This window comes from Ralstonia sp. 1B3 (assembly GCF_036631435.1).
The window spans coordinates 1-18,879 of the sequence record NZ_JAPNUG010000033.1 but is presented as its reverse complement, the minus strand read 5'-3'; the positions used below and the strand labels follow the sequence as shown (position 1 = coordinate 18,879).

The window sequence follows — 18,879 nt, the reverse complement described above, 5'->3', positions numbered from 1 at the left end:
GCGGGCAACACGCGCAGCCTCAGTTGCGCGCCTCGACCGCGTGCACCGCGTCGAGAATCACCTTTGCCACATCCTGCGGCCGCGACTGCTGCGGCACGTGGCTCGTCGGCAGTGTCGTCACCTTGGCGCCAATCTTCCTGGCCATGGCGCGTTCCAGATCCGGCTGGATCATGCGGTCGTGCGCGCTGACGATGAACCACGACGGCTTGCTGTGCCATGCCGCCACCGTGGTGCGCTCCCCAAATGCCGTGGCCTTGATGGGACCTTGCGTCGCGGCCATCACGCGTGCCTGCGCGGCGGGCACATCCTGCGCAAAGTCGCTCGCCAGCGCCGCAGCGGGCAGTGACAGATAGCCGTTGGCGTCAGCGACGAGCTTGCCGATGCCCGGCGCGGGCGCGTAGTCCTTGCCCACCTCTTCCGTCGACTGGCCAGCGTCCGGCGCAAACGCCGCCACATACACGAGGCCGGCAACCTTGCTGTCCGCGCCGGCTTCGGTGATGACCGTGCCGCCCCACGAGTGCCCCACCAGCATGACCTTGCCCGGCTGGTTGCCGATGGCGCGGCGCGTGGCGGCCACGTCGTCGGCCAGCGAGTTCAGACCGTTCTGCACCGCCTGCACCTTCACGCCCTTGGCCTGCAGCAGCGGGATCACCTTGGCCCAGTCGGATCCATCGGCAAAGGCGCCGTGCACGATCACGACGGAAGGTTGATCGGCGTCGGCTGCCGTGGCGGCCAACAGGGGCGCACTGGCGGCCATGCCAAGTGCCAGCACTGCGATGGAGACGGCTTTGCGGTTGAACATGTCGGGTCCTTGTTGTCTGTTCGGTTCTCAGTGGGATGGGGATGCGTGGTGCCGCCGCGTCAGGCGTGCGCGCCGTCGTAGTACGGGTTCGCGCTGCGGGCACCGTCGGTGTAGATGTCGGTGGAGCGCGCACCGTCCGTATAGACGTCGGACGAACGCGCGCCCTCGGTGTAGGCATCCACCGCGCTCTGCACGGCGCGGGCGCCTTCGGTGTACGGGTCGCGTGCGCCGACGGATGAAGCGGCTTGCGCGCCGGCAGCGGCCACAGCGAGAGCAACAACAGCAAGGGTCTTGGCGAGATTGCGGGTCATGATCGTTTTCCTTTTGAACGGTTGGGTTAGGAGTGCGGCCTGCCGGTGCTTTGCGTTAGTCCGGCGTCGTGGCCACGGAATGCATTTAAGTCGCCCGACGTATCCGCCACGTAGCGATGTGCTGCCCGTTTTGTCTGGACGTGTACCGGAGCCGGCACCGGATACAAACGCATACAAAACCCCGTCTATCGATGCCCGTTGCTACAAAGCAATACAAATCGGCGGCATCGTGAAACCGACCGGATACATCGCGGGCGCCCAATGCTGGAAACGAGGGGAGCAAGACCCCGCCTCGTCATCCATCCTTGATCACTGGAGCCCTCATGCAACCGAAACGATTGACCGCAACCTTGCTCGTCCTCGCAAGCGCGCTGGGTGCGCACAGCGCATTTGCGCAAGCTGCAGGCGTGCATCGGACCGACCTCGTCCATCACGACCTGAGCGTGCCCGGCCGCGAGACCCTGCAAGTGCGCGTGGATTTTGATGAGCGTGCGTTTGCCCCGCGCATGTCCACCCTGGCGAGGAAATCGCCCACGTCCTGCAGGGCACGATCGAATACCGGCTGGATGGCCAGCCGCCCGTGACGCTGCACGCCGGCGATTCGCTGTTCATTCCGGCTGGCGTTGCGCACTCCGCGCGAAACGTCGGCAGCGGCAATGCCTCGGAACTGGCCACGTATGTCGTGAAGTCCGGTGAGCCGCTGGTCACGCTCGTTCACTAAACCTGTCGCCCTTCCCCCTCAAAGAGAGAACATCCATGTCGAACCCCGTCAACCTTCGCCGTCGCCGCCTTCTGGGCACCACCATCGCCAGCATTGGTGTGCTGGATCTCGGGCTGGCCGAACTTGTGCATGCGCAACCGGCACCGTCCTCCAGCGCAAGCACGCTGCTGAGCGGGCAGGCCAACCCGTTCGGCGCGCTGCAACAGATCGACGCCGGCGTGCTCAGCATCGGCTATGCAGACCTAGGCCCCAAGAACGGCCCCGTGATGATCCTGCTGCATGGCTGGCCCTATGACATCTACAGCTATGCAGAGGTGGCACCGGCGCTGGCGGCGGCGGGCTATCGCGTGCTGGTGCCGTACCTGCGCGGCTATGGCACGACGCGCATCCGCTCAGCAGACACCCCGCGCAACGGGCAGCAGGCTGCGCTGGCGGCCGACATCATCGCGTTCATGGACGCGTTGAAGATCAAGCAGGCGCACTTTGGCGGATACGACTGGGGGCGCGCACGGCAGACATCATCGCGGCGCTGTGGCCGGAACGCTGCAAGACGCTGGTGTTCGTGAGCGGCTACCTGATCGGCAGCCAGGAGGCGAACCGCGTCGCTGCCGCCGGCTGCGGAATTTGCGTGGTGGTACCAGTTCTATTTCACGACGGAGCGCGGCGCGCAGGCTACGCCGCCAACTGCAAGGAATTCAACCGCCTGATCTGGAAGCTCGCTTCGCCCACGTGGAAGTTTGACGACGCCACGTACGACCGCAGCGCCGCCGCCTTCGACAACCCCGATCACGTCGACATCGTCATCCACAACTACCGCTGGCGCCTGGGGCTGGCGCAGGGTGAAGCAAAGTACGACGCGCTGGAACAACGCCTGGCCGCGGGGCCCGCGATTACCGTGCCGACCATCACCATGGAAGGCGACGCCAACGGCGCACCGCACCCCGAGCCGTCGGCTTACGCGAAGAAGTTCACGGGCAAGTACCAGCACCGGAACATCGGCGGCGGCATCGGGCACAACCTGCCCCAGGAAGCACCGAAGGCGTTCGTGCAAGCCATGCTGGATGTGGTGAAGCTGTAGCGTATCGAGGCGACCGACGCTTCTGGCTCACAGCGCGGAGAGCAACCCTTGGGGCAATCCGCGCGTGAGCGCCAGCAACGTCATCACGGCCGGCATGGCCGCCGCGGCCATCACCGTCTGCGCGGCGGTGATGCCGGCCATGAGCGGCGCGTCACCGCCCAGCTGGCGCGCCATGATGTACGACGAAGACGCCGTGGGCAGCGCCTGGAACAGCAGCGCCACGATCAACGCTGCATCGGTCAAGCCCAGCGCGTGGCCAAGGGCCAGCGTCAGCACGGGCATGGCCAGAAACTTGATGACCGACGACACGAGCACCGGCTGCGCCCACGACCTCACACCGCTGAAGTTCAGCGCAGCGCCCACACACAACAGCCCCAGCGGCATCGATGCCAGGCCGAGCGCCCGCACCGCCGGCTCGATGGCCGCAGGCATCTGCAGCCCCAGCAGCTGCATGGCAATCCCGAGCGAGCAGGCGACCACCGGCGGGTTCGTCACGATCTGACGCACCAGCGCACGGCCGGTGAGCCGCACCGACCCATAGCGTGCAAAAACGAGCACGCACAGCAAATTGACGGTCGGCACGATCGCCGCGTTGCATACCGCGGCCAGCGCAATCCCCTTGGCGCCGAAGAGGCCCGTGGCGAGCGACACGCCAACGTAGTTGTTGAACCGCACGGCCCCTTGGAACACCGAGGTGAAGGCCGCCCCGTCCACCTGCATCCAGGGCCGGGCCAGCATCAGCGCGACGGCCACCAGCAATGTCGCGCCCATCAACGTCAGCACCAGCGGCAGCACGGGCAAGGCCTGCATGTGCGCCGTGGCCAGCCCATGCATGAATAGCGACGGCAGCAGCACGTAGTAGCAGAGCCGCCCAGCCTGCGGCCAGAAGGTTTCAGCGATGAAAGCGGAGCGCTTGAGCCAATGGCCGAGCGCCACCAGAAGGGCAACGGGCGCGAGCGCGAGCAGGATGGCAGCAGTCACGGCCGTGCTCCTGCAGAGCAACGTGCCCGCAATGTGGATGACGAGCGAAGACACTTCCGGAACAGCATGCGGGTGCTCTGCAAAAACGGGAACACCGCCAAGCTATCACGCTGTCACAGCAGCAATAATTGTTATTTCTCTGGCAATCAATGAGAAATTCTCATTGCAGAAGCGACGACGGCATCGGCCAATGCCTGGGTAAAGCGCTGCGCAGCCCGCGATTGGTGTTCAAGCAGGACCACCGCGCGGTGCAATTGCGGTTGCCCGAATGGCAGGCGGGCAATGGGCGGCAATTGCGTCAGCTCCGAATCGAAAGCGCCACCACAGCGGCCCCCAATCCGCTGGCCACCATCCGCACGATCGTGTCCTTGTTGTCGAGCACCATTTCTTCACGCACCCGCACGCCCAGGCGACGCAGTTCGGAAGCGATCATGCGGCCGGCCCAGGCCTGCGCATCGAAGCGGATGAACGGCAGCTCAGTCAGCAACGCACGCGCATCGTGCTCGGCGTATTGGGCCGGCGCGAGCAGCCAGAAGCGGTCTTCATACAGCGTCGTCCACACAAGCTCGGCCGGATGCGGCCGCACTGGGTGCGTCGTGATCGCGGCGTCCAACTCGCCATCGGCCACGCGTTGCGCAAGCTCGGCCGACATGCCGGCGGCCACGTGCACGCGCAGGCCTGGATGCGCCGTCCGCAGAGCCAGCAGCGCATTGGGCAGCGGCCCCGACAGGGCCGTCTGGATGGCGCCGATGCGCAACCGCCCAACCAGCGCCCGCTCATCGCTCAGCGCGTCGGGAATGCGGTCATACAGCGCGAGGATCTGTTCGGCCTGGGCGAGCATGATGCGGCCGGCTTCTGTCAGCGCGGGCTCGCGGCGTGAGCGATCGAACAGGCGGACGTTGAACTCCTCCTCCAGCGATTTCACCTGCAGGCTGACGGCCGATTGCGTGAGCCCGATGGCCTCGCCGGCACGCGCAAACGTGTGGTGGCGGGCGATGGCAACGAGCGTTCTCAAGGCGCGGAGGGACATGGCGGGTGCGAAGGTGAACCGGAGGGACGGGATGGTGCATCGTACCTCTCCACCTGCCGCTTCCCCAACGGGGAGCCGCTGCGCCAGCCGCCTAGCCGCCTAGCCGCTCAACGCTGCGCCGCCACCAGCTTGCGCATGGCATCCACCAGTTTCGGATCGACCGCGCCCAGCGTGTTGGTGCGCGCATTGATGCGCCCTTCCGCGTCCAGCAGCAGGATCGTGCTCGAATGGTTGAAATCGCCATCGGCCAGACGGCGGTATTGCACGCCCAGCAAGGCCGCCACCTCACGCGTGCCGCTCGCATCAGCACGGGCGACCTGCCAGTGCTCGTCTGCGTTGTGCGCGGCGGCGGTCTTCTTGAGCGCCGCAACGGAATCACGCTCCGGATCGACCGTCACCATCAGGACACGCACACCATCGTGCGCGGGCTTGCCGCCCTTGGCCAGCGTCGCGCGAATGGTCTCGAAGATCATCGGGCAGACCATTTGGCACGACGAATAGAACATGCTCACCAGCACCGGCTGGCCGCGCAGGTCGGCCAGGTGGAAGACGCGGCCGTTCTGGTCGGTCAGCGCCACTTCGGATTGATACAGCGAGCCCGAAGCCACGGGCCCGGCGGCAAGCGCGCCTGCAGCGGCACCCGCCAGCACACATGCCACGAAGGCACGGCAAAGTTGCTTAAGAAGCGTCATGGACGTTCTCCATTGATGGATCGGGCGCAGCGAAAGCCAAGGCTTCCCGTGGCATCGGCGCCTTCAAGTGATGACAGCAACGCCACGCGCATCAGCACGGCGTAACTGTCGCGGCGGACGATGCTGATGGCACCAGCGCCGCAGAACTTCTGCTTGTCGGGGTCGCCCTGGGTGCGGCTGTCTCCGGCAATGAACAGTGCGTTGAAATCGTCGACCCATTCCCAGATCAGGCCGTGCAGGTCGCGCACGCCATGGACATCCGCAGGGCCGCCAACGGGCGGCAACACACGCGTCGCGGGCCGTTCGTACCAGCCGAGAATGCGTTGCGCCCATTGCGGGTCGTCGCGGGCGTCAGCGCGCGTGGCGTCGGCCGCGGCGGCGGATTCCCACTCGAGCCATGTCGGCAGCCGCGCGCCTTCGCTTTCGCAATAGGCACGGGCGGCAAACCAGCTCACGCCGGTCACCGGCGCTTGCGGCGACGCTTGCGGATCGGCGTGCGTCGCATCGGCCCAGTCGGCAAGGTAGGCCTTGCCGGCAAAGACTTGCGGCACCCGGCCACGCTGCCAGGCTTCGTGGCGTTGCACGAAGGTCTGGAATTCGCCGATGGTGACGGGCGTGGAGCGCAGCTCAAACGGCTCGATACGCACCCGCTGCGGCTGCCCCGGTGCGTTCTGGGGCAGCACGCTGTCGAAGTCGCCGCCGGGCACCCGCACATAGGTGGCCCCGTGTGCGGTTGCACTGGCCAGCGCCATCAACATGGCAGCAAGGTGCAAGGTCAGGCGGGACATGGTCGTGCGGGTCCGCTCAATGTTCGGCAGCGGCCTTGGCAGGCGCCGGCTGGGCACGCACCTTCTTGACTTCGTCTGCGCTCACGCGGCCGCCGGGGTTGTCCCAGCTGTTGAGCACGTAGGTCAGGATGTTGGCGACCTCGTCGTCGTTGAGCTGCGTCATCGGCGGCATGACAGAGTCGTATTCCTGCCCGTTGACCTTGATCTTGCCGTTCAGGCCGTGCAGCACGATGTTCATCGCACGCTTCGGGTCTGCCGCGAGGAAATCCGACTTGGCCAGCGGCGGGAACACGCCAGGCAACCCGGCGCCATTGCCCTGGTGGCACACCGAGCAGGTACCCGCAAACAGCGCGCGGCCAGCCTGCACCTGATCCTGCACGGTCAGCGTGCCGCTCACGGATGCCTGGGTTGCCTTGGTGACGGCGCTCATGTTGGGAGCCGCGCGATCGCCCAGGTACACAGAATCCAGCTCCTTGCCGGAATAGACCAGCTTGTTCTCCGGCCCATCGATCTTGAGGATGGCCAGCGCACCCTTGTTGAAGGCACGGAAGATCGAGTGGTCGACCAGCACGTAGCTGCCAGGCACGCGCGCGGTGAACTTCACAACCGCCGCGCCGCCCGCCGGGATCAACGTGGTCTGCACGTTCTTCTGCACGTTGGTGCCGCCCTCGTAGCGCACCTGGTCGAAGATGGCGCCAATCACGTGGAAGCTGGAGACGAGGTTCGGCCCGCCATTGCCCACGAAGATGCGCACCGTTTCGCCCACCTTGGCATGCAGCGCCTTGTCACCGGTCAGTGCACCTTCCGCACCGTTGAACAGCACGTAGCTCGGACGTTCATCAATGGCCTTTTCCATGTCGAACGGCTGCAGGCCCTTCTCGCGGTACTTGCCGGCCGTGTAGAAATCGCCCTGCATGACGTAGTACTCGTGATCCACCTTGGGCAAGCCTTCGGGCGGCTCGACCAGGATCAGGCCGTACATGCCGTTGGCGATATGCATGCCCACGGGCGCGGTGGCGCAGTGGTAGACGTAGATGCCCTCGTTGAGCGCCTTGAAGGTGAATTGCGACTCATGGCCCGGTGCGGTGAAGCTCGATGCTGCGCCGCCGCCCGGCCCGGTCACGCCGTGCAGGTCGATGTTGTGCGGCATCTTGCTGCTCGGGTGGTTCTTGAGGTGGAACTCCACCGTGTCGCCCTGGCGCACGCGGATGAAGCTGCCGGGAACGGTGCCCCCGAAGGTCCAGAAGGTGTAGCTGACCCCTTCGGAGATCTGCATTTCCTTCTCGACCACTTCCAGTTCCACGATGACCTTGGCCGGATAGTTCCGGTTGACCGGCGGCGGCACAAGCGGCGGACTTGTCAGGACGGCGTGGATCGGCTCGCCGCGTGGCGGCCCGAAGTCGCCCGGCAATTTGGCGCTGGCGGCGCGGGCCGCAGTGCCCGCAAGCAGTGCGCCCATCACCACAGAAATCAGGCCCGCGCGCATGAGGCTGCGGACGGTGTGAAGACGGCTCATTTTTTCCCCGTGTATCGGTCTGGTGTCGTCCGCTCCACGTTAGGCCCCGACAGCCAGTAGGGCTTTGATACAGCGCAAACGAAAAACGGCCCAAACCAGCACATCCGCCACGCCGTATAGCGGGCAACCCCAGTCGTGGCGCGATTCGCCGCATCAAGATACCCATAAAACAAGCATCTGACGTACATCAATAACGCCGGAGATTCCGGCCACTAATATAGTTGCATCCTTAATGCATCTTTTTGATGCGACACCCACAGAGGGCATCCCCATGACACAGTCCGCCTCCACCATCCAGCTCGACCTCCGCGTGCTGGCGCCGCGCGAGCGCCATCCGCTGATCTTCTCCGCCTTCGGGGAACTCGGCATCGGCCAGAGCCTGGAGCTGATCAACGATCACGATCCGCGCCCGCTGCAGTCGCAGTTTCAAGTGGAGCGCCCGGGCCAGTTTTCCTGGGACTACCTTGAGCGCGGCCCCGCCACGTGGCGCGTTGCCATCACCAAGGTGGCGTCTGCCGCCAGCGCCGGCCACTGCTGCGGCGGTTGCGGTGGTGGCGCCTGAATTTCCGATTGCATCCTGCAAGGAACCTTGTCATGAAAAACAACCAAAGGCTGTGGCGGTGGCTCGGCCTGATCTTCATCCTGTCGTTCGGGGCATTGGGCTATCTAGGCCGGCAGATCTATCTGGCTGCGCCGCCGATTCCGCATGCCGTCGTCACGTCTGTGGGCGAGGTGCTCTTTACCGGCGAACAAATCCAGCGCGGGCAAGAGGCCTGGCTGGCAGCCGGGGCCAGCAGCTTGGCACCGTCTGGGGCCACGGCAGCTACGTTGCGCCTGACTGGTCTGCCGACTGGCTGCACCGGGAAGCCACGGCGCTGCAAGCCATCCGCGCGCGTCAGCAGTTCGATACCGACGCGCCGCTGACGACCGTGCAGCAGGCCGCCGTCGACGCCAGCGTGAAGGAGGAAATGCGCCGCAACACGTACGACGCCAATCACGACATCCTGACCGTATCGCGTGAGCGCGCAGAGGCCATCCGTGGTGTGGCACAGCACTTCCAGGCGCTGTTCGGCACCGATCCGTCGCTGGCAACGCTGCGCGACCAATACGCCATGGCCACCGGCGTGCTGCCGGAAGCGGCCGACCGCGAAGCCCTGGCGGCATTCTTCTTCTGGACATCGTGGGCCGCCGCAGCGGACCGCCCGGGGAGACCGACATCTCGTACACGAGCAACTGGCCGCATGAACCGCTCGTGGGCAACACCATGACCGGCGGCGCCGCCATGTGGTCGATGGTCAGCATCGTGCTGCTGCTGGGCGGTATTGCCGCCATGCTGTGGCTGCACGGCAGCAGCAAGCATGAAGAAGAGGCTGCGCCGCTGCCGGCCGATCCGTTCCTCAACGTGGCCGCCACACCGTCGATGAAGGCCACGCGCAAGTACTTCTTTGCCGTGATCGGCCTGATGCTGGTACAGATCGGCATGGGCGCCATCACCGCGCACTATGCGGTGGAAGGTGAATCGTTCTTCGGGATTCCGCTGGCACAGGTGCTGCCGTACGTGATCAGCCGCACCGTGCATACGCAACTCGGCGTGCTGTGGATTGCCACGGCGTGGCTCGCTACGGGCCTGTACATTGCGCCGCTGCTGTCGGGGCGTGAACCGAAGTTCCAGAAGCTCGGCGTTGATCTGCTGTTCTGGGCGCTGATCTTTATCGTGGTGGGCTCCATCGCCACCGGCTGGCTCGGCACGCTGCAACATCGCGGTGCGGACTTCGGCTTCTGGGTCGGCAACCAGGGGCTGGAATACACCAGCATGGGCCGCGTGTGGCAAATCTTGCTGTTTGTCGGCCTGCTGTTCTGGGTCGTGCTGCTGGGCCGGGCGCTGTGGCCGGCACTGAAGACACCGTCGGAATCGCGCGGGCTGATCGCCATGGTGTTCCTGTCGGCCACGTGCATCGGCGGGTTCTATTCGACGTCGCTGGTGTGGGGCCAACACACGCACTATTCGATGATCGAGTACTGGCGCTGGTGGCTCGTCCACCTGTGGGTCGAAGGCTTCTTTGAAGTGTTCGCCACCGCCGTCATCGCGCTCATCTTCACGCGCCTGGGCCTGATTCGCGCCAGCAGCGCCAACCGCGCCATCGTGGCCGAGACGATCGTGTTCCTGTTTGGCGGCATCCTGGGCACGCTCCACCACCTGTACTTCACGGGGACACCGACCTCGATCATCTCGGTGGGTGCCGTGTTCTCTGCGCTGGAAGTGGTGCCGCTCACGCTGATCGGGCTCGAAGCGCTGCAGAACTATCGCCGCACGCAAGGCACGCCATGGCTCAATGCCTACAAGTGGCCCGTGCTGTGCTTCGTGGCTGTGGGCTTCTGGAACACCGTCGGCGCCGGCCTGCTCGGCTTCGCCATCAACCCGCCGGCTTCGCTGTACTACGTGCAAGGTCTGAACATGACGGCCGCCCACGGGCACGCTGCACTGTTCGGGGTGTACGGCATGCTCGGTATCGGCCTGATGCTGTTCTGCCTGCGCGGCCTGTATGCGCGCAACCTGCATGCCGACCGCCTGCTCAAGCCCGCGTTCTGGGGCCTGAACATCGGCCTGGCCATGATGGTGTTCATGTCGCTGCTGCCGGCCGGTATCTACCAGGCGTGGGCCAGCGTCACCAAGGGCATGTGGTACGCCCGCTCGCCGGAAGTCGTGCACTCGAAGGTGATGGAAACGCTGGTCTGGCTGCGTGTGCCGGGTGACATCGTGTTCGCCATCGGTGCGCTTGTGCTGGCCTGGTATGCGCTGCGGTTGCTGCGCCGTCCGAAGGCACAACAGACTGAGCCGCTGCCCGCTTCTGTTCGCGCCACGCGTTAATCCTTAACCCAAGCAGTTCCACCAAAACCCACCGGGCCCGTGTCGAGCAGACCGGGCCCTGCGGGTTTTCCTGTAATGCCCACCGCCCTCAATCTCCCTACAATGACAAATCATATAGATGAATAGTTGACCACTTTCGATACCTCATGCCCGCCGATCTCCGCCTGCCCCGCTACCAGCAATTGCGCGACGATCTGGCCGCGCAGATCGCCCAACAGCACTGGCGCCCGGGCGACGCCATCCCGACCGAAGCCGAGCTGGCCAAGACGTACAACGTGGCAGTCGGCACGGTCCGCAAAGCCGTCGACGTGTTGGTGGCCGAAGGGCTGCTCGAACGCTTCCAGGGCCGTGGCACCTTCGTGCGGCGCGCCAGCTTTGCCAGCTCCTTGTTCCGGTTCTTCCGCTTCCAGAGCGAAAGCGGCGAACGGCGCATTCCCGAGAGCCGCATCCTCAAACGCGATGTGCTCGATGCGCCGTCTGCACCGGCTTCGGGCCTGCAGATCGAAACGGGCTCACCGGTCATTCGCCTCACCCGGCTTCGCTTGCTGGATGGCGCGCCGATGCTGGCCGAAGAGATCTGGTTGCCTTACGACCGTTTTGCGCCGCTCGCCACGCTGGAACTCGACGCGTTTGGCGACCTGCTGTATCCGCTGTACGAATCGCACTGCGGCCAGATCATTGCCAGCGCCGAGGAAACGCTCACCGCCGAGGCCGTGAACGCAACGTATGCGCGGCTGTTGCGCATCCAGGCCGGCGATCCGGTGATGGTCATCGAACGCGTTGCGCGCGGCTACGACCGGGTGCCGCTCGAATGGCGGCGCTCGCGCGGCGCGGCGGCGCACTTCCGTACCACGTGGATATCCGGTAGCGCCGCATACGCCGCAACCCAATCCGACAAAAACACACACAGGAGACAACATCATGCAGGCCAACTCACCGACCGCGCCGCCGCTGCTGGACGTGCGCGGCGTCACGCTGCAGTACAAGACACGCCAGCATCTGGTGACGGCCACCTACCGCGTCGACTTCCAGGTCTACCCGGGGAGCGCTACATCCTGCTCGGGCCGTCGGGCTGCGGTAAATCGACATTGCTCAAGGCCATCGGCGGCTACCTCACGCCCACCGAGGGCGAGATCCGCCTGAAGGGCCAACCCGTAACCAAGCCCGGGCCGGATCGCATGATGGTGTTCCAGGAGTTCGACCAGCTTCTGCCGTGGAAGACGGTGAAAGAGAACGTGCTGTTCCCGCTGCTCTCCACGGGCAAGCTGGGCGCGCGTGAAGCCGAAGAACGCGCGCTGCACTACATCAACAAGGTCAACCTCACCAAGTTTGCCGACCATCACCCGCACATGCTGTCAGGCGGGATGAAGCAACGCGTGGCCATTGCACGCGGCATGGCCATGGAGCCCGACGTGCTGCTGATGGATGAGCCGTTCGCCGCGCTCGACGCGCTCACGCGCCGCAAGATGCAGGACGAGTTGCTGCAGCTGTGGGACGAAACGCGGTTCACCGTGCTGTTCGTCACGCACTCGATTCCGGAGGCGATCCGCTGCGGCAGCCGCATCCTGATTCTGTCGCCGCATCCGGGCCAAGTCCGCGCAGAGCTGCCGAGCCTCGCGCGCGGCGATGATGACCCGGAGCGCTTCAAGGCCCTCGAAGCCGAGATCCACGACATGCTGTTCGCCCGCGCAGTGGAGGAAACCCATGCAGACTGAAACCCTTTCCATGCCGGCCACCCCCGACATCAGCAACCGCGCGCCCGTCTACAGCACGCCCGTGGCGTTCGAGCGTATCGGCGTGGTCGAAAAACCGCTTTCCATGGCCGAGCGTCTGTACGAACAGGCATGGCTGCGCAAGCTCGTCATCCTCGTCGTGCTCGCACTCGTCTGGGAAGGCGGGGCGCGCTGGCTCGACAACCCGCTGCTGATGCCGACGTTCTCCGACACCGTCCAGGCACTGTGGGCTGGGCTGGCGAGCGGCACACTGTTCGCTCGCATCGGCACGTCGATGCAAACGCTGCTGGCGGGCTACGCGCTCGGCTTGGCGTTGTCCTGCGCGCTGGTCGTGCTCGGCATCACCAACCGGCTCGGGCAGGACTTCCTGGAAACGCTCACCGCCATGTTCAACCCGCTGCCCGCCATCGCCCTGCTGCCGATCGCGCTGGTGTGGTTCGGCCTGGGCAACGGCAGCCTGATCTTCGTGATCGTGCATTCGGTGGTGTGGGCGGTGTCGCTCAACACGCATGCCGGTTTCCTGTCGGTATCGAACACGCTGCGCATGGTGGGCCGCAACTACGGGCTCTCCGGCATGGGATACCTGACCAAGATCCTGATCCCGGCCGCGTTCCCGTCCATCCTCACCGGCCTGAAGATCGGCTGGGCCTTCGCATGGCGCACGTTGATCGCGTCGAACTGGTGTTTGGCGTCAGCTCCGGCCAGGGCGGCCTGGGCTGGTACATCTACGAAAACAAGAATCAGCTGCAGATTCCCGAAGTGTTCGCCGGCCTGCTGACGGTGATCATCATCGGCCTGCTGGTAGAGAACCTAGTATTCCGCACGCTGGAAGCCCGCACCGTTAAACGCTGGGGCATGCAGAACTAAGGGAGCCCGCGCGACTACCGGGACCGTCCAGGCGCTTACGGGCGCCCCCAGACGGTTTGGCCGTACCCTGCCCTAGATGGCGCCTTGAATTTCTGTTGCAGGGAGGAAAAAGAAGGGAGGCTTGTCTGAGCGCAGCGAGTTTGCCTCCCTTCCCTCCCTGCGACATAAATTCAAGGAATCTTTCGCCATCTCGGGCGCGCATTTCTTTGCTTACTTTCTTTGGGCAAGACCAAAGAAAGTGAGTCAGCCCCGGCAGGGGATGAAACAAGGGATGCACCACCAACAAACAACCATATCGACAACAACAAGGAGACAACACATGCACCAACCCCGCCGTAACGTCCTCCGCCTGACAATCGCCGCCACGCTAGCCACATCGCTCCTGGCCGGCGCCATCAACACCGCCCATGCAGAAGCCACCGAAGTCCGCATCTCCCACGGCTACGGCATCCTCTACCTGCCCATCATGGTTATGGCCAGCGAACACCTGCTGGAGAAGCAGGCCAAGGCCGCCGGCCTGGGCGACGTGAAAGTCAGCTACCGCGTGCTCGACGGCGGCAACGTCATCAACGACGCCATGCTCTCCGGCGCGCTCGACATCGCCTCGCTGGGCGTGCCCGGCTTCCTCACGCTCTGGGACAAAACCCGCGGCAGCGCGATGGAAGTGCGCGGCCTGTCGTCGCTCAGCTCATCGTCGATGTACCTGATGACGCGCAACCCCAACGTGAAAACGCTGGCGGATTTCTCCGACAAGGACCGCATCGCCGTTCCCGGCATCAAGACCTCGCTGCCGGCCGTGGTGCTGCAAATGGCTGCCGCCAAGACCTTCGGCGACAAGCAATTCAACAAGCTCGACCCGATCACCGTGCCGCTGCCGCACCCTGACGCCACCGCCGTCATGCTGGCCGGCGGCAGCCAGATCAATAGCCACATGGCCTCGCCGCCGTTCTCGTACACCGAGGCGGCAGCGCCCGGCCTGCACCGCGTGTTCAACACCGTCGACGTGCTCGGCAACATCACGCTGGACATGACCTACACCAGCAAGAAGTTCTACGAGGCCAACCCGAAGCTCTCGGCGGCATTCGTGGCGGCGCTGGACGAAGCCAACGCTTTTATCGCCAAGGACAAGACCAAAGCGGCGCAGATCTACATCGCACAGTCGAAGGTGAAGAGTTCGCCGGAAGAGGTGAAGAAGATTCTGGACGATCCGGATTCGCGCTTCACGACCACGCCGGTGGGCGTCGCTCACTATGCCGAGTTCATGCGGCGCGTGGGCACGCTCAAGAACAAGCCGGCGTCGTGGAAGGACCTGTTCTTTCCGACGGTGCAGAGCAGGCAGGGTTCGTAAGCAGGCCGCGCGCAGCATCCACACGGAGACATTCCATGGCACTACGCATCGTCCTGCTCGGCGAGCCGCGTCACCCCGATGAAGGCTTGCGCATCGGTACCGTGCGGCGCCCGCCACGCGGCGTGCCCAAGGAAGAATTCGCCAGCCGCGATTTCTATGACGTGTGGATGCCGCTGCTCTCGCCCACGCCCGAACTCGTCAAGCAAGCCCAGGCCGCGCAATCCCAGCACGATGAAAAAGCCTGGCAAACCTTCGTGCGCCACTTCCGCACCGAAATGCGCGACGGCGATGCAGCGCGCCTGCTCGACATGCTGGCCGCACTATCGCACCAGACCAACCTGTCGGTCGGCTGCTATTGCGAGGACGAGGCGCACTGCCATCGGTCAGTGCTGCGCGCGTTGTTGGAGGAGCGCGGGGCGAAGGTGGTCGGCTAAAGGAAGGCTCAACAGGACGGCACGTACCCCACACGGGTGACGACGCGCCGCCGCGGCAAACCTATAACGAAGAGGCGCACGACCGGCAGTCGCCCGCGTCGCGTCGCCGCCATTCGTCACTCCAGGAGCACCGCCATGGGCCGCCGCTACATCGATTGCCGCGCCTTCCCCAGCGAGACCAACTGCTCGGTCGCCATCAGCGCCGACAGCGATGCCGAACTGCTGGAGGCGGCTGTGCAGCATGCCGTTTCCGTGCACAAGCACACCGATTCGCCCGAGTTGCGGGCGCAACTGCAAACCCTTTTCCAAGACGGCACCCCTGCCGTGGCGCCACCAAAGATGGCCACAGCCTGAGCCGGACGCGACGGCACCTACCGACGCGCCGACAGCGCGAGCATCAGCCGCACCACATCGCACTGGCTGTGCGTGTTGGTCTTGCGATAGACGTGCTTGAGGTGCGTGCGCACCGTATCGAGTGAAATGCCCAGCGTGCGGGCAATGCAGGCAGGGTCGGAGCCGCTTGCGAGCAGATCGGCCACATCGGCTTCGCGGCGCGTCAGGTGGAAGGCATCGGTCAACCAGAGGCTGACCGGCTGCGCAGGCGAGATGCCGACGCGCGCAGCAACGCGTTGCCAGCACAACGGCAGCGCTTGCGCAAAGTGCGGCAGCAGGGCCTGCGGCGTCGCACCATGCCGCAACGGTTGCGGCACGCCCGCCTTGCGGTAATCGAGCCACACTGCGCCGCGCACTTCGGCATCGGCCACGGGCCACGCGTCGATGCCATCACCGCGCACCGCATGCAGCAGCACGTCGGCCGAGCGTGCGCCACGCGACGCCACCCAATGCCAGCGTCCATCGACGCGCCAGCGGATCATGGCCGCAGCGTGGTCCGCACCGCACGCATCGCGCAGCACGTTCATCACGCCAACGGCGTCACCGGCGCATGCCGCCACATAACATTGGCGCAGCACGGTTGCCGAGGCATGGGATGACGTAACAGAAAGACGCGGCATGAAGGCAATACGGGCGCAGCGGCTTGCGACCGCTGCGCCCGTTTCGAAAGGGACTTCATTATAGGAAGCGCGTCACCTTCCGCACTGCCCCTTTTGCCCTAAGCCCATCGTGCATCAGGCCAGCGCGCGGCGCGACGTCCAGCGTGCGCGCAAATGGTCGTACGCAAGGTTGAAGAAAAACGTGTACGGCAGGAAGAACAGCATGATGCCGATGTCGATGACGAAGGCTTCCCACAGGCTGACGTTCAGCCACCACGCACCCAGGGGCACCAGCATCACGACCAGCCCACCCTCGAACAGGCAGGCATGCACCACGCGCAGCATCAACGTGCGCGAGAGCCTGTAGCGATGTTCAACCCGCTCGAAGATCGCGTTGAACACCATGTTCCACGCCATCGCAGCGCCGGCAAACATGAGGGTCAACGCGCCCATGTGCGCGAGCGGCACGCCCATGATCCAGCTGAACAGCGGCGCGCAGATGATGGTGGCGATCAACTCGAAACTGAGCGCGTGAAACACACGCTCGGCAGGGGTTTTGGCTGGCCATTGCATGGAAACGACTCCGAAGAATGGGCGTGATTTTCATCGGTGGAGACGGGTTTCGCCAGTTCGATACCATCGGCTTTTCCGATATATTGAAGCCATCCATCCACCCGGGAGCGATCGATGCGCCACTCATCTGAAGCCCTGCACGCCTTTGCCGAAGCCGCCACGCTGGGTTCGTTCTCGGCGGCGCGCAAGCTGGGCAAGCGGCAATCCACCGTGAGTGAGGCGATCGCCAATCTGGAGATCGACCTGGGCCTGACGTTGTTCGACCGGACCACGCGACAGCCGAGGCTGACCGAAGCGGGCCGCGCGATGCTCACGCAGGTGCGCCGCGTGCTCGACGCCAGCGAGCAGATGGACCGCCTGGCGGCGCAAATGGCCGGTGGCCTGGAGGCGCGCCTGACGCTGGTGGTGTCCGATACGTATCAGTCCGATCGTTACGAGCAGACGCTCGCGTCACTCGAACAGCGCTTCCCCGAACTGGAGCTCGAATGCCTGATCGCCGAGTACGAAGACGTGCTCGACATCATCCAGCAGGGCCGCGCGCAGTTGGGGCTGGTGGCCACGCAGCCGACGTATCCGCCCGACATTGGCGCCGCAACGATCGCCGAACAATCCGAGATCGGCCTGTTCGTGGGACGCCAGCACCCGCTTGCGCAATATGGGCACGAAGAAGTGCCGCATGCGGTGCTGCGCGACACGCGCGAGCTGCGGCTGAACACGTTCGTCGATCCGGTCGGCCCCAGGGCGGAAACGACGCCCGTACGCGGCCTGCGCCGTTGGTCTGCGCCGAGCTACCTGATGCTGCTGGAAATGGCCGTACTCGGTTTCGGATGGACGGAACTGCCGCGCTGGCTGGTCGATCACTTCGCAGCGGATCGGCTGCACGAGGTGCAGGCACGCGGGTGGCCTCGTCATGTACCCGTGGATGCAGTGTGGTCACGCAAGCGCACACTCGGCCAAGCCGGCGCCTGGCTGCTGGAGACGATGCTGGCCGGCACCACGCCGCCCTGAGGCAAACGCTGGTCCCGATCGCTACTCGTCTAGCCGATCGATGATCAGATGCGAAAGCTGCGCCGTCTGCTCCTTCGACAAGGAAAACTCCATGCCAAACGACGGAAACGCAGATGCAGGCGCCCCCAGCGCGGGCGACCCGCTCGCCACGCGGCCCGTCAGGGAGAACGACTCCAGCTGACCATCCACGTAAGCGCTGAAATCGAGTGCCAGCCTGTCGCCGGGCTGAAACGCCGCGCTGGCGCTTTGCACAAGCGCCCCATTCAGGCAGATGTCGCGGATCACCGCCACGCGGTCTGCCGCTGACGCCGCCTGCCCGTCGGGGCGCAAGCGGGCACCGATCCGGACCTGCACACGCTTGGCACGGCGCAGCGGCATCTTCTGCATCTTGATCGGCGCAGACAGCACGAGATACGGCGCGGAAATTGCCCCACCGACACCACGCTGCACATCATGGTGACGACCGCGCGGCCGGAAAATCCGCGCAGCAGGAGGATGTCCCGAATCTCTGGGCGCAGCGTCCGCTTGCCGTCGGCGGGCTGCGTGACGAACAGCGCCTCGCCTTCGATGTAGCCGATGAGCCTGCACGGCAGCAGCCCGCGCAGTGGCGCCGATTTTTCCTGCACCTGCAGGACGGTGCCCACACTGAGGCCGCTCGACGCGAGGCGGGCTTGGCTTCACCGGATGCCGCAGGCGCAGCAACCTCAACGCCCTCGCCTTCATCCAACGCCAGCACCGGGCCGTGATGGAACAGGAGGCGGACGTCTTCGGCATCCGGAACCACGGCGCCGGCGGGCAGCAGCAGACGGCCTCCACTATCGGCGAGCGGGAACGGCAGCGGCTGGCCAACCGGCACGTCTTCCTGGGTAAGTTGCCGCGTTTTTTGCAGGGTCATGGGGGCGATGGATCTGTGCGTCTAGGCCGGGCATGTGCCTCGGCAGGCTTACCGGCCATTTTGCAACAATGGCGGGCAAACGGCCGGAGATCAACTCGCGCGAACCCTGCCTGCCTGACGCACATCAACTGCAAGCGTTTGCATCACGCCGCCAGTGCCGTCGCCTCGATTTCCACTGCCAGACCGTAGTGCAGCGTCGGCACCGGCACCACGGCGCGCGCCGGGCGCAAGTCACCGATCC

16 protein-coding genes and 8 pseudogenes are annotated in these 18,879 nt (G+C 65.1%); 12 read left to right on the top strand and 12 right to left on the bottom strand.

All coding sequences use genetic code 11. From position 1 onward, the window contains the following. Nucleotides 1-19 precede the first annotated feature (19 nt). Together OWR21_RS09860 and OWR21_RS09855 are read right to left on the bottom strand one after the other, a co-directional pair. On the bottom strand, nt 20-802 hold the full coding sequence (locus OWR21_RS09860) for an alpha/beta fold hydrolase (RefSeq protein WP_147214385.1): 783 nt from the start codon (nt 800-802) through the stop codon (nt 20-22). Nucleotides 803-861: 59 nt separating this feature from the next. Further along, nucleotides 862-1,113, bottom strand: a complete 252-nt coding sequence (locus OWR21_RS09855) for a hypothetical protein (RefSeq protein WP_027679343.1) — start codon at nt 1,111-1,113, stop codon at nt 862-864. A 323-nt stretch (nt 1,114-1,436) separates the two neighbouring features. On the opposite strand from OWR21_RS09855, the gene OWR21_RS09850 reads away from it, so the two are divergent. The 3 genes and pseudogenes from OWR21_RS09850 to OWR21_RS09840 all read left to right on the top strand — a co-directional run bounded on the left by OWR21_RS09850 (nt 1,437) and on the right by OWR21_RS09840 (nt 2,912). Continuing rightward, the gene (locus OWR21_RS09850) at nt 1,437-1,697 is read left to right on the top strand and encodes a hypothetical protein (protein ID WP_332395110.1); all 261 of its coding nucleotides are present in this window, start codon (nt 1,437-1,439) and stop codon (nt 1,695-1,697) included. Continuing rightward, entirely contained in the window at nt 1,640-1,834 is a 195-nt protein-coding gene (locus tag OWR21_RS09845; RefSeq protein WP_332395137.1) for a cupin domain-containing protein, read from the top strand. Before OWR21_RS09850 ends, OWR21_RS09845 begins: the two co-directional genes overlap by 58 nt. Before the next feature lie 35 nt (nt 1,835-1,869). Next, a pseudogene (locus tag OWR21_RS09840) lies at nt 1,870-2,912 on the top strand (alpha/beta fold hydrolase). Nucleotides 2,913-2,939: 27 nt separating this feature from the next. On the opposite strand, the gene OWR21_RS09835 reads toward OWR21_RS09840, so the two are convergent. The 5 genes and pseudogenes from OWR21_RS09835 to nirK form a co-directional block, all read right to left on the bottom strand. Further along, complete coding sequence (locus tag OWR21_RS09835; RefSeq protein WP_332395109.1) at nt 2,940-3,893, bottom strand: AEC family transporter; 954 nt, start codon at nt 3,891-3,893, stop codon at nt 2,940-2,942. A 146-nt stretch (nt 3,894-4,039) separates the two neighbouring features. Then, a pseudogene (locus OWR21_RS09830) lies at nt 4,040-4,923 on the bottom strand (LysR substrate-binding domain-containing protein). A gap of 107 nt (nt 4,924-5,030) precedes the next feature. After that, nucleotides 5,031-5,615 (bottom strand): SCO family protein, encoded by a 585-nt coding sequence (locus OWR21_RS09825; protein WP_147214388.1) that lies wholly within the window; start codon nt 5,613-5,615, stop codon nt 5,031-5,033. Continuing rightward, a complete protein-coding gene (locus tag OWR21_RS09820) occupies nt 5,612-6,403 on the bottom strand; it encodes a formylglycine-generating enzyme family protein (RefSeq protein WP_332395108.1) in 792 nt (263 codons plus the stop codon). The genes OWR21_RS09825 and OWR21_RS09820 overlap by 4 nt, the downstream gene beginning before the upstream one ends. Nucleotides 6,404-6,419: 16 nt before the next feature. After that, entirely contained in the window at nt 6,420-7,919 is a 1,500-nt protein-coding gene (nirK, locus tag OWR21_RS09815) for a copper-containing nitrite reductase (RefSeq protein WP_316891456.1), read from the bottom strand. A 271-nt stretch (nt 7,920-8,190) separates the two neighbouring features. Here nirK and OWR21_RS09810 point away from each other — a divergent pair, with 271 nt between their 5' ends. The 8 genes and pseudogenes from OWR21_RS09810 (at nt 8,191) to OWR21_RS09775 (ending at nt 15,524) form a co-directional block, all read left to right on the top strand. Next, entirely contained in the window at nt 8,191-8,481 is a 291-nt protein-coding gene (locus OWR21_RS09810; RefSeq protein WP_024978368.1) for a DUF2249 domain-containing protein, read from the top strand. Nucleotides 8,482-8,513: 32 nt separating this feature from the next. Further along, a pseudogene (locus OWR21_RS09805) lies at nt 8,514-10,788 on the top strand (nitric-oxide reductase large subunit). A gap of 146 nt (nt 10,789-10,934) precedes the next feature. Further along, nucleotides 10,935-11,656 (top strand): annotated as a pseudogene (locus OWR21_RS09800) (GntR family transcriptional regulator). 53 nt (nt 11,657-11,709) lie between these two features. Beyond that, a pseudogene (locus OWR21_RS09795) lies at nt 11,710-12,503 on the top strand (ABC transporter ATP-binding protein). Then, nucleotides 12,493-13,388 (top strand): annotated as a pseudogene (locus tag OWR21_RS09790) (ABC transporter permease). The pseudogenes OWR21_RS09795 and OWR21_RS09790 overlap by 11 nt, the downstream one beginning before the upstream one ends. Nucleotides 13,389-13,707: 319 nt before the next feature. Then, entirely contained in the window at nt 13,708-14,736 is a 1,029-nt protein-coding gene (locus OWR21_RS09785; protein WP_332395107.1) for an ABC transporter substrate-binding protein, read from the top strand. Nucleotides 14,737-14,771: 35 nt separating this feature from the next. Then, entirely contained in the window at nt 14,772-15,170 is a 399-nt protein-coding gene (locus tag OWR21_RS09780; protein WP_332395106.1) for a DUF488 domain-containing protein, read from the top strand. A 135-nt stretch (nt 15,171-15,305) separates the two neighbouring features. Continuing rightward, on the top strand, nt 15,306-15,524 hold the full coding sequence (locus tag OWR21_RS09775) for a DUF1059 domain-containing protein (RefSeq protein WP_206273118.1): 219 nt from the start codon (nt 15,306-15,308) through the stop codon (nt 15,522-15,524). Nucleotides 15,525-15,541: 17 nt separating this feature from the next. Here OWR21_RS09775 and OWR21_RS09770 read toward each other — a convergent pair whose 3' ends face one another. Both OWR21_RS09770 and OWR21_RS09765 read right to left on the bottom strand, forming a co-directional pair. Further along, entirely contained in the window at nt 15,542-16,183 is a 642-nt protein-coding gene (locus tag OWR21_RS09770; RefSeq protein ID WP_332395105.1) for a helix-turn-helix transcriptional regulator, read from the bottom strand. A 114-nt stretch (nt 16,184-16,297) separates the two neighbouring features. After that, nucleotides 16,298-16,735 carry a multidrug/biocide efflux PACE transporter gene (locus OWR21_RS09765; RefSeq protein ID WP_332395104.1) on the bottom strand — a complete coding sequence of 146 codons (438 nt, stop codon included), beginning with the start codon at nt 16,733-16,735 and terminating at the stop codon, nt 16,298-16,300. A gap of 114 nt (nt 16,736-16,849) precedes the next feature. Here OWR21_RS09765 and OWR21_RS09760 point away from each other — a divergent pair, with 114 nt between their 5' ends. Then, nucleotides 16,850-17,743, top strand: coding sequence for a LysR family transcriptional regulator (locus OWR21_RS09760; protein ID WP_332395103.1), 894 nt, complete (start codon nt 16,850-16,852; stop codon nt 17,741-17,743). 21 nt (nt 17,744-17,764) lie between these two features. Here OWR21_RS09760 and OWR21_RS09755 read toward each other — a convergent pair whose 3' ends face one another. From OWR21_RS09755 to OWR21_RS09750, 3 genes and pseudogenes are all read right to left on the bottom strand, one after another. After that, nucleotides 17,765-18,151, bottom strand: a complete 387-nt coding sequence (locus OWR21_RS09755) for a PilZ domain-containing protein (RefSeq protein ID WP_332395102.1) — start codon at nt 18,149-18,151, stop codon at nt 17,765-17,767. A 71-nt stretch (nt 18,152-18,222) separates the two neighbouring features. After that, nucleotides 18,223-18,369: pseudogene (locus OWR21_RS12610) on the bottom strand (flagellar brake protein); the annotation flags it as partial. A 412-nt stretch (nt 18,370-18,781) separates the two neighbouring features. Next, nucleotides 18,782-18,879: pseudogene (locus tag OWR21_RS09750) on the bottom strand (RidA family protein); the annotation flags it as partial.

Coding starts and splice junctions, on each gene's coding strand:
- OWR21_RS09820 (WP_332395108.1), bottom strand. CDS start 6,403: ATGTCCCGCCTGACCTTGCACCTTGCTGCCATGTTGATGGCGCTGGCC.
- nirK (WP_316891456.1), bottom strand. CDS start 7,919: ATGAGCCGTCTTCACACCGTCCGCAGCCTCATGCGCGCGGGCCTGATT.
- OWR21_RS09850 (WP_332395110.1), top strand. CDS start 1,437: ATGCAACCGAAACGATTGACCGCAACCTTGCTCGTCCTCGCAAGCGCG.
- OWR21_RS09785 (WP_332395107.1), top strand. CDS start 13,708: ATGCACCAACCCCGCCGTAACGTCCTCCGCCTGACAATCGCCGCCACG.
- OWR21_RS09765 (WP_332395104.1), bottom strand. CDS start 16,735: ATGCAATGGCCAGCCAAAACCCCTGCCGAGCGTGTGTTTCACGCGCTC.
- OWR21_RS09770 (WP_332395105.1), bottom strand. CDS start 16,183: ATGCCGCGTCTTTCTGTTACGTCATCCCATGCCTCGGCAACCGTGCTG.
- OWR21_RS09780 (WP_332395106.1), top strand. CDS start 14,772: ATGGCACTACGCATCGTCCTGCTCGGCGAGCCGCGTCACCCCGATGAA.
- OWR21_RS09760 (WP_332395103.1), top strand. CDS start 16,850: ATGCGCCACTCATCTGAAGCCCTGCACGCCTTTGCCGAAGCCGCCACG.
- OWR21_RS09810 (WP_024978368.1), top strand. CDS start 8,191: ATGACACAGTCCGCCTCCACCATCCAGCTCGACCTCCGCGTGCTGGCG.
- OWR21_RS09775 (WP_206273118.1), top strand. CDS start 15,306: ATGGGCCGCCGCTACATCGATTGCCGCGCCTTCCCCAGCGAGACCAAC.
- OWR21_RS09825 (WP_147214388.1), bottom strand. CDS start 5,615: ATGACGCTTCTTAAGCAACTTTGCCGTGCCTTCGTGGCATGTGTGCTG.
- OWR21_RS09855 (WP_027679343.1), bottom strand. CDS start 1,113: ATGACCCGCAATCTCGCCAAGACCCTTGCTGTTGTTGCTCTCGCTGTG.
- OWR21_RS09860 (WP_147214385.1), bottom strand. CDS start 802: ATGTTCAACCGCAAAGCCGTCTCCATCGCAGTGCTGGCACTTGGCATG.